Raw genomic sequence first — 7978 nt, 5'->3', positions numbered from 1 at the left:
GGCCGAGTACCGGCTGGTCGACGGGCCCCCGATGCGGCTGCGCCACCACGGCGAACCGATCGCGCTCGCCGACGAGGAGCCGCAGGTGCTGCCGCTGCCGCCGCTGGAACCGGTGGAACCGGTCGAGCAGCCCCACGGGCGCGCCCCGCGCTCGCGGATGTCCGGCAACGGCGTCCGCCGCATCTTCCCGGAGATCGCGGTGCAGCCCTCCGTGCCGATGGTGCCGGGCGAGCCGCTGCGGCAGACCGGCTGACCCGACCCGCCGGCGCCGCCGCTCAGGCCTCGCGGCGGAGCCGCAGCCGGCGCTTCGGCTGCTCGGGCTCCGGGTCGGGCGGCGGCGGGGCCAGCGCCAGCTGCGAGGCCTGGCGGCTCAGGACCTCGAGGTTCGCCCGCACGTCGCTGTGGGCGGGGTCGAGCGCCACCTGCTCGGCCACCTCGGCCGCCTGCGACACCGCGTCGGCGAACGCGGTGCGCGCGGCGTCGAGCCGCTGGGCGATGCGCTTCGCGGGCGCCTCCCGCACCCGGAACCACGCCGACTCGATCGAGTCGCCGACGATCGCCAGCCTGCGCACGGCGTCGAGCTCGACGTCGAGGCGCTGCGCGATCTCGCTCAGCCAGGTGCGGGCCGGGCCGGCGGGCAGCGCGTAGGTGATCCGGCGGAACCGGGCCACCGATCCCGCGCAGTGGCCGACGTACCGGTTCCAGTAGCGGGACAGGCTGGGCGTGGCGGAGCGTCGACGCACGGTGACAGGGTGCCCCATCCCCGGTCGGGGCACCGCGCGCGGGCCCCGGTACCGGGGTCACCGGACGGCGTGCCCGGCGGCGGCGAGGACCACCTCGGGAGCGTCCGCGGTGAGCGTCGAGCGCGTCACGGCGTCGGCGTGCGGGGCGAGCAGTGCGGCGAGGTGGGTCGCGGCGTCGGAAAGCCGCTCGGCCGCGACGCCCGCGCTCACCCGCTCCAGCATGAAGACCGCGGCCGTGGTGCTCTCCCGCACCCGCGTGGCGTGGGCGTCGCGGTGGTTCCAGTGCCGGGTGAGCACCTCGGTGCCCTGCGCGTAGACGACCTCCCCGGTGCCGGGCACCTCCACCTCGTCCGGTTCGCCCAGCGGGGTGAACCGGTCGTCGGCGGTGGCGGGCCGGATCTGCACCTGTGGGCCGAGCCGGTCGAGGTCGAACGCGCCCGCGGGCACGGCGAACCGGACCGACGTCGCGTTGTAGGCGTCGACCGCGCCGTTGACGCGCGGCAGCCTGCCCTGGCGCACGAGGCGGCGCAGCAGCGCGTCGACGCTGGGCCGGGCGCGGCGCGGGTTGGTCCCGAACGCGCGGTAGGCGGTGTGCCACGTGGCGATCGCGGGGTCGTCCTCGGACCAGGTGATCGCGCCGGCCGCCGCGTCCGCCTCGGCCGCGGCCAGGGCGGCCTCGGCCTCGGGCCAGTGACCGGTGTTGTCCAGGCCGCTTGCGACCACCAGCTCGACGCGCAGGTCGGGGAAGCGCACCCGGACGTCGGGGTGCACGGTGAGCGATGTGGGCACGCGCCGACGCTACCGCGGCAGCGGACCGGGTCAGGCCGCGGTCGCCCGCAGCTCGCGGTGGTGCGCGGTGAGCCGCTCGTCCTTGTTGAGCGGGTCGTGCGCCGCGTCGGGCTCGACGGCGGCCGCGATCCCGACGTCGTTCAGCACCCGGAACATCGAGACGAGGTGGGCGACGCGGGCCTCCTGCGCGTCGACGGGCCGCTGGGCCCCGGTGGCCAGACCGAGGGCGGTGTCGACCCACAGCATCTCGGAGTGCAGGTCGGCATCGCGCAGCACGTCGACCATCCGCCGGCGCAGCTCCGCGGGCGGCAGCCCGATCCACTCGGGCACGGTGCGCGCGTCGAGCGGGAACAGTTTCCCGCGCTCCTTCAGGTAGACGAGCTCCGCCGCGTAGAGGTGGCCGTACGAGCAGTAGCGGCAGCCGTTGTGCAGCGAGATGAGCCCGCACACCAGGTGCGTGCGCAACGGGCCGAGGACGCGCAGCGTGCGCTCGTAGCGGGGCATGTTGCGGGCGAACCAGCCGAGCGCCCGCGCGCCGCCCAGCCGGTCCACGATCGGGGCCATCAACCGCGGCGGAAAACCCCACAGCCGCGCGCCGACCTGCTCCAGAACCCGGACCGCGAACCGGTCCACCCCGCGCTCGGCCATCCCCGCCCCTGACTCTCGGTGACGGACATACTACTCGCACGTGCACCTGCGGGGCCGATCCGTTCCGGTCCGTGGGGCGTAGGGCGCGTTGCGTCGATCAGCGGTCCGATCGTTGCGCCGATCGAGGTAGGGCGGGGCGGATCTCACCAGGGCAGGACGAAGAGGCTGGCCGGGGTGGTGGCGACGGCCAGGGCCGTGAGCGTCACGGCGCACTGGACCCATCGGCGGATCGGCGGGTGCGCTCCGCGGAGGCGGGCGATGCGCGCGGCGATCGCGGTATCCGCCGCGGCGATCGTGCCCGAGGGCGCCGGCCGGGCGCCCAGCTCGTGGAAACGGCGGAGCGCGGAAGCGAGCGGGTCGGCGCCGTGGCGGCGGGCGGCCCGGTCGTCGGCGCACATCGCGACGAGCAGCTCGACGGTGGCGGCGGCGCGGGCTACCGGGCGGACCGGGAGGGCGCGGCGCAGGGCCTGGAACGGCGCCAGCAGCAGGTGGTGGCGCCCGCGGGCGTGGGCGTGCTCGTGGGCGAGCACCGCGGCCAGCTCGCGCTCGGTCAACGCGTCGAGGACGCCGGTGCTCACCACGACGCACCCGGCGGGCCCCGGCACCCAGTACGCCGCGGCGGCGGGGTGGTCGAGCAGGAGCGCGCGCCCCCGCGGCTCGGGGCGCCCGACGAGCCGCAGCAGGAGCCGGTGCCGCGATCGCTGCCGGCACAGCCGCCACGAGCTGCTCGCCTGCACGGCGAGCACCGCGGCCCCGAGCGCGAGGCCCGCCGCCACGGCCCCGAGGTGCGCCGCGGTCAGCGGGGCGGGGCGCCCGGCCCCGGTGACGAGCGCGCCGAGCGCGGGGCCGATGCCCAGCCGGTACGGCTGCAGGCCGACGCTGAGCAGCAGCCCCACCGCGCCGGTCACGGCGCTGATCGCCGTGGCGTGCCAGAGCAGCAGCGCCAGCCGCGGGGCCCGCACCTGCCAGCGCCCCCTCGTCAGCGCCCACGCCCCGGCGACGGCGCGCGCGAGGGTGGTGGCGTGGTGGGCGACGTAGATCATCGGTCCGGGTCGTCGAGTGCGGCGCGCAGCACCTCGGCGTCGGACGGACTCACCGCACGGGCGAAGCGCACCAGGGCGCCGTCGCGGTCCCCGGTGCGGTCCAGCGCGCGCAGCATCAGCTCCGCGACGTAGTCGTCGCGCGACGCCGCGGGCGAGTAGTGCCAGGTGCGGTCGATGTTGACCCGGGTGACGACCCCTTTGCGGGTGAGCCGTTCCAGCACGGTCTTGACCGTGGTGTAGGCGAGGTCCGGGTCGCCGATCGTGCGCAGCACGGCGCGCGCGGTGACCGGTTCGGCGTGCGTCCACAGCGCGGTCATCACGTCCTGTTCGAGCTCTCCTCGGGCCCTGCGCACCGCGTCATCCTCGCACCCCTCCCCCCGGCCATTTCTTCTACAAGTTGTAGTGCTACGTTTCGTAGCATGCCATCTCCTCCCGGACCGCCGCACCGGACGTCCCTGCCCGGCGGGGTCGACGGCTGGCTCGTCACCCGGTACGCCGACGCGCGCACCGTGCTCGCCGACCCGCGTTTCGTCCGCGACCCGGTGCGCGTCGCCCGCCTGCGCGGCCACCCGGCGCCTCCCTGCGGCGGCCGGGCGGCGACGCTGCTGCACCTCGATCCGCCCGAGCACACGCGGGTGCGTCGGGCGGTGAGCCCGGCGTTCACCACCCGGCGCGTCGAGCAGCACGGCTCGACGGTCGACGAGCTGGCCGCGGCGCTGGTCGACCGCTGCCAGGGCTCGGGGCGGGCCGACCTGGTGTGCGACCTCGCCGTGCCGCTCGCGGTGGGCGTGCTGTGCGCCGTCGCCGGGCTGCCGGTCGCCGACCACGCCCGGTTCGGCCCGTGGGTCCGGCGGATCCACGGGATGGACGGCGGGGCCGAGGCCGGGCTGCGCGCGATGGAGGCCGTGACGGCGCTCGACCGCTACCTCGGCGACCGGATCGCCGACGGCGCCGCGGGGGTGCTGGGCGAGCTCGCGGGCGCCGCGCGCCTCACCCGGGACGAGGTGATCGCGCTCGGCCGGGACCTGCTGGTCGGCGGGTACGAGAGCACCGCGAACCTCATCTCCGGTGGGCTCGCCCTCCTGCTCGCCGAGCCGGTCCGCCTCGAGCGCCTGCGCCGCGACCCGGGCCTACTGGACGCGGTCGTCGAGGAGTGCCTGCGCCAGGTCGCGCCGTTCCCGCTGCTGGAGGCGCGGATCGCGGCCGAGGAGGTGGAGGTCGGCGGGGCCGTGTTCGCGCCGGGCGACGCCGTGGTGGTCGACGTGGCCGCGGCCAACCGCGACCCCGACCGGTTCGCCGCGGGCGCGGGCTGGGACCCGGAGGGGGCGGGCGGGCACCTGTCGTTCGGCCACGGCGCCCACCACTGCCTCGGGGCGGCGCTCGCCCGCCGGGAGGCCAGGGCGGCGTTCTCGGCCGTGCTCGCGTTCGCCGACCTGCGGCTCGACTGCGCGCCGGAGGAGCTGGCGTGGGAGCCGGGGTTCTCGCCCGCGTTGCGCGCCCTGCCGGTGCGGTTCACGCCGCGGTCCGATGCCTGATCTCCTCGCGGTCCCCGGCCCCGTGGCCTGCCTGCCCGTGCTCGGGCTGCTGCTGGTGGAGTCCGGCCTGCTCGTCGGGGTCGTCCTGCCCGGCGACTCGCTGCGCTTCGGCGCCGGCCTGCTCGTGGGCACCGGCCGGATCGACGTGCCGATCGCGCTGCTCGCCGCCTGCGCGTGGCTCGGCGCCGTCCTCGGTGACGCCCTCGGCTACGGGATCGGGCGGGGGATCGGACGGCCGTGGGGGCGGCACGGCTGGAGCAGGCGGTTCGTCGACGCCGCGGAGCGGATGTACGCCCGCCACGGCTGGTTCGCCGTGGTGATCTGCCGGTGGTTCCCCGGCGTGCGCGCGGTCGTGCCGACGCTCGCCGGGGTCGGGCGGATGCACGTGGCCGCGTTCGCCCTCGCGAACGCGACCGGTGCGCTGCTGTGGGCGGTCGGGACGGTGCTGCTCGGGCACGCGGCGGCCGCGGTGCCGCAGGTGCGCGACGTCGCCCTCTGGGCGATGGCCGTGAGCATCGCGCTCACCGTCGCCTACGGCACCGCGGCCGCGGTGCGCCGATTCAGCAGTTGAGCAGTTCCGGTTTCTGGTTCAAAAGCTGGGCGCGGGGCGAGATGAATTCCTCGTACTCTGCCGTGGCGTCAGGCCGGAACAATCCGATGCGGCAGCAGTTCTGGAACGCGAGCTTCACGCCGAAGTGCCGCTGCACCGCGCCCCGCATCGAGTCGCTCGCGACCAGCCGGAACATCTCCCCCCAGGCCCGGTCGTCCGGTGGTACCTCGGTGTTCTGTGCCGACGGCGCGCCGCTCGCCGCCAGCTCCTTCGCCAGGCGCTCCACCATCGACCACGCGTACGGCAGCGAGTCCCGGATGCACGCCACGAATTCCTCGTCGTCCACCGCCCCCTGCTGGGCCTTCTCCAGCAAGGCCGCTGGAACCGTCAGAGACACCGAACCTCCCGAGTTCGATCGAACGTGACGTGAAAAGACGCTACGACGCGCACCGAGAACTGGGAACACCCGATCGAGCGACCTTTCTCGATATGCATGAATTCGCACATGTCCCTATTTTTCGGGCGGTGTGGATCTCGTCGCCGGGTCGGTCGTCGGGGCCGCGACGTAGAGTCGGGCCGGAGAGCGCCGGAGCGGCGCGGAGAGCAGGAGCGTGATGGCAGAGGCGGCGAACGGCCTGGTGATCCGCGGGCGCCGACCGGTGCGCGATCGCGCGCTGGTGATGGCGATCGTGAACCGGACCCCGGACTCGTTCTACGACCGGGGCGCGACGTTCGACGACGAGCCCGCGAAGGCCGCCATCGACCGGGCGGTCGCCGAGGGAGCGGACATCATCGACATCGGCGGGGTGGCCGCGAGTCCCGGCGACGACGTCGACGTCGACGAGGAGATCCGCCGGGTCGTGCCCACGGTCGAGTACATCCGGGAGCGCTACCCGGACATCATCATCAGCGTCGACACGTGGCGGCACGAGGTCGGCGCCGCGGCGTGCCGGGCGGGCGCCGACCTGATGAACGACGCGTGGGCGGCGTTCGACCCCAAGCTGATCGACGTCGCTGCCGAGTACGGCGCGGGCTACGTGTGCACCCACACCGGCGGGCGGGAGCCGCGCGCCGTGCCCGTGCGCCCCGACTACGACGACGTCGTCTCCGCCGTACTCGACCACGTGGTCGAGCTCGCCGAGCAGGCCGTGGCCAGGGGCGTGCCGCGGGAGGGCGTCCTGATCGACGCCACCGGTTTCGGCAAGAACACCACCGACCACCTGCAGCTGCTGCGCGCCGTGCCGCGGTTCGTGGCCACGGGGTGGCCGGTGCTGATGGCGCTGTCGAACAAGACCTTCGTGGGGGAGACGCTCGGCGTCGGGCTCGGCGAGCGGCTCGCGGGCACGCTCGCGGCCACGACCATCGCGGCGCAGGCGGGCGCGCACGTCTTCCGCGCCCACGAGGTGGAGCCCACCCGGCACGCACTGGAGATGGTGGCGAGCGTCTTCCACGGGCGGCCGCCCGCGCGACCCTCGGAGTGGATCTCCTGATGCACCAGATCTGGCCGCCGCAGCGCGCGGGCGAGCTGGACGACGAGGGGCTCGAACGGCTCTACACCTACCCGTCCGGGCGGTGGCTCTGCGTCAACTTCGTGGCCAGCGCCGACGGCGCGATGGTGCTCGACGGCCGGGCGCGCGGGCTGTCCAACGACCCCGACCGGCGCGTGCTGAAGCTGGGCAGCGACCTGGCCGACGTGTTGCTGGTCGGGGCCACCACCGCGATGGTCGAGGAGTTCCGCGGCGTGCACCCGGACGCGGAGACCGCCGCGCGCCGCGAGCGCCACGGGCTCGCCCCGATCCCGCCCACGGCCGTGGTCACCAGCGGGCGGTCGCTGCCGGAGGACGCGCCGGTCATCACCGAGGCGGCGGTGCCGACGTTCGTGATCACCAGCGAGGCGGCGCCCGCGCGCACGCGCGAGGCGTGGGCGGCGGCGGGGGCCAGGGTCGTGGTGGCGGGGGAGCGGGAGCCCGACCTGCGCCGCGCCGTCGACACCCTCGCCGAGCACGGCCTCGAGCGGATCGACTGCGAGGGCGGCGCGCAGCTGTTCGGGGCGCTGCTCGCGGCGGGCCTGGTCGACGAGCTGCGCCTCACCGTCTCGCCCCTGCTCGTGGCCGGCGACGCCGGGCGCATCGCGGCGGGCCCCCACATCGAGCCGGCCCGGCTGGAGCTGCTGTCCGTCGTGGCGGAGAGCGACACGCTCCTGACCCGCTACCGCGTCCTCCCGCGAGTCGCGCCCTGAGCCCGCGCGAGTCGCGCTCCCGGTGTCCGCGAGTCGCGCTGTGAGTGCCGGCGAGTCGCGCTGTGAGTGCCGGCGAGTCGCGCTGTGAGTGCCGGCGAGTCGCGGTGTGGGTGCGGCCGAGTCGCGTTGTGAGTGCCGGCGAGTCGCGGTGTGGGTGCGGCCGAGTCGCGGTGTGGGTGCGGCCGAGTCGCGGGCGGAGTGCGCCGTAGCCGAGAGCGGAGAGCGCAGATCGCGACTCGCCCGCACCGGGACCCCGGCTCGCCCGCACCGAGATCCCGGCTCGCCCGCACCGGGACCCCGGCTCGCCCGCACCGGGACCCCGACTCGCCCGCACCGGGACCCCGACTCGCCCGCTCCGAGACCGCGACTCGCCGAGGGGCGAGGCGCCGCCGTTCCGCGAGTCGCGCTGTGAGTGCACGCGAGTCGCGGTG

11 protein-coding genes are annotated in these 7978 nt (G+C 75.7%); 5 read left to right on the top strand and 6 right to left on the bottom strand.

The features are described 5' to 3' along the window. Nucleotides 1-253, top strand: a 253-nt coding sequence (locus VKZ81_RS20925; protein ID WP_324243321.1) for a hypothetical protein, incomplete at its 5' end; no start/stop codon positions are given. A 22-nt stretch (nt 254-275) separates the two neighbouring features. On the opposite strand, the gene VKZ81_RS20920 is transcribed toward VKZ81_RS20925, so the two are convergent. From VKZ81_RS20920 to VKZ81_RS20900, 5 genes are all read right to left on the bottom strand, one after another. Then, a complete protein-coding gene (locus VKZ81_RS20920; RefSeq protein ID WP_324243320.1) occupies nt 276-743 on the bottom strand; it encodes a hypothetical protein in 468 nt (155 codons plus the stop codon). A 57-nt stretch (nt 744-800) separates the two neighbouring features. Further along, nucleotides 801-1532: a B3/B4 domain-containing protein gene (locus VKZ81_RS20915; protein ID WP_324243319.1), complete on the bottom strand. Its 732-nt coding sequence runs from the start codon at nt 1530-1532 to the stop codon at nt 801-803. A 30-nt stretch (nt 1533-1562) separates the two neighbouring features. Then, nucleotides 1563-2180, bottom strand: coding sequence for a hypothetical protein (locus tag VKZ81_RS20910; protein WP_324243318.1), 618 nt, complete (start codon nt 2178-2180; stop codon nt 1563-1565). 143 nt (nt 2181-2323) lie between these two features. After that, nucleotides 2324-3223, bottom strand: coding sequence for a M56 family metallopeptidase (locus VKZ81_RS20905; protein ID WP_324243317.1), 900 nt, complete (start codon nt 3221-3223; stop codon nt 2324-2326). Continuing rightward, nucleotides 3220-3576 carry a BlaI/MecI/CopY family transcriptional regulator gene (locus VKZ81_RS20900; RefSeq protein ID WP_324243316.1) on the bottom strand — a complete coding sequence of 119 codons (357 nt, stop codon included), beginning with the start codon at nt 3574-3576 and terminating at the stop codon, nt 3220-3222. The genes VKZ81_RS20905 and VKZ81_RS20900 overlap by 4 nt, the downstream gene beginning before the upstream one ends. A 66-nt stretch (nt 3577-3642) precedes the next feature. On the opposite strand from VKZ81_RS20900, the gene VKZ81_RS20895 reads away from it, so the two are divergent. Together VKZ81_RS20895 and VKZ81_RS20890 are read left to right on the top strand one after the other, a co-directional pair. Next, on the top strand, nt 3643-4758 hold the full coding sequence (locus VKZ81_RS20895) for a cytochrome P450 (protein ID WP_324243315.1): 1116 nt from the start codon (nt 3643-3645) through the stop codon (nt 4756-4758). Then, nucleotides 4751-5329 (top strand): DedA family protein, encoded by a 579-nt coding sequence (locus tag VKZ81_RS20890; protein WP_324243314.1) that lies wholly within the window; start codon nt 4751-4753, stop codon nt 5327-5329. Before VKZ81_RS20895 ends, VKZ81_RS20890 begins: the two co-directional genes overlap by 8 nt. Here VKZ81_RS20890 and VKZ81_RS20885 read toward each other — a convergent pair. Then, complete coding sequence (locus VKZ81_RS20885) at nt 5319-5705, bottom strand: SCO5389 family protein (protein WP_324243313.1); 387 nt, start codon at nt 5703-5705, stop codon at nt 5319-5321. The two genes, VKZ81_RS20890 and VKZ81_RS20885, sit on opposite strands and share 11 nt — an antisense overlap. Nucleotides 5706-5922: 217 nt before the next feature. On the opposite strand from VKZ81_RS20885, the gene folP reads away from it, so the two are divergent. Both folP and VKZ81_RS20875 read left to right on the top strand, forming a co-directional pair. After that, nucleotides 5923-6798, top strand: a complete 876-nt coding sequence (gene folP, locus VKZ81_RS20880) for a dihydropteroate synthase (protein ID WP_324243312.1) — start codon at nt 5923-5925, stop codon at nt 6796-6798. Further along, nucleotides 6798-7547: a dihydrofolate reductase family protein gene (locus VKZ81_RS20875; protein ID WP_324243311.1), complete on the top strand. Its 750-nt coding sequence runs from the start codon at nt 6798-6800 to the stop codon at nt 7545-7547. The genes folP and VKZ81_RS20875 overlap by 1 nt, the downstream gene beginning before the upstream one ends. Nucleotides 7548-7978 lie beyond the last annotated feature (431 nt).

This window comes from Pseudonocardia sp. (assembly GCF_035305885.1).
Taxonomy (GTDB): domain Bacteria; phylum Actinomycetota; class Actinomycetes; order Mycobacteriales; family Pseudonocardiaceae; genus Pseudonocardia.
Note: the sequence above shows the minus strand (reverse complement) of the source record. Positions and strands in the feature narration are given on the sequence as shown.

What these genes read in the sequence shown, in the direction of transcription:
- VKZ81_RS20910 (WP_324243318.1), bottom strand. Translation starts at nt 2,180, where the DNA reads ATGGCCGAGCGCGGGGTGGACCGGTTCGCGGTCCGGGTTCTGGAGCAG.
- VKZ81_RS20905 (WP_324243317.1), bottom strand. Translation starts at nt 3,223, where the DNA reads ATGATCTACGTCGCCCACCACGCCACCACCCTCGCGCGCGCCGTCGCC.
- VKZ81_RS20895 (WP_324243315.1), top strand. Translation starts at nt 3,643, where the DNA reads ATGCCATCTCCTCCCGGACCGCCGCACCGGACGTCCCTGCCCGGCGGG.
- VKZ81_RS20890 (WP_324243314.1), top strand. Translation starts at nt 4,751, where the DNA reads ATGCCTGATCTCCTCGCGGTCCCCGGCCCCGTGGCCTGCCTGCCCGTG.
- folP (WP_324243312.1), top strand. Translation starts at nt 5,923, where the DNA reads ATGGCAGAGGCGGCGAACGGCCTGGTGATCCGCGGGCGCCGACCGGTG.
- VKZ81_RS20875 (WP_324243311.1), top strand. Translation starts at nt 6,798, where the DNA reads ATGCACCAGATCTGGCCGCCGCAGCGCGCGGGCGAGCTGGACGACGAG.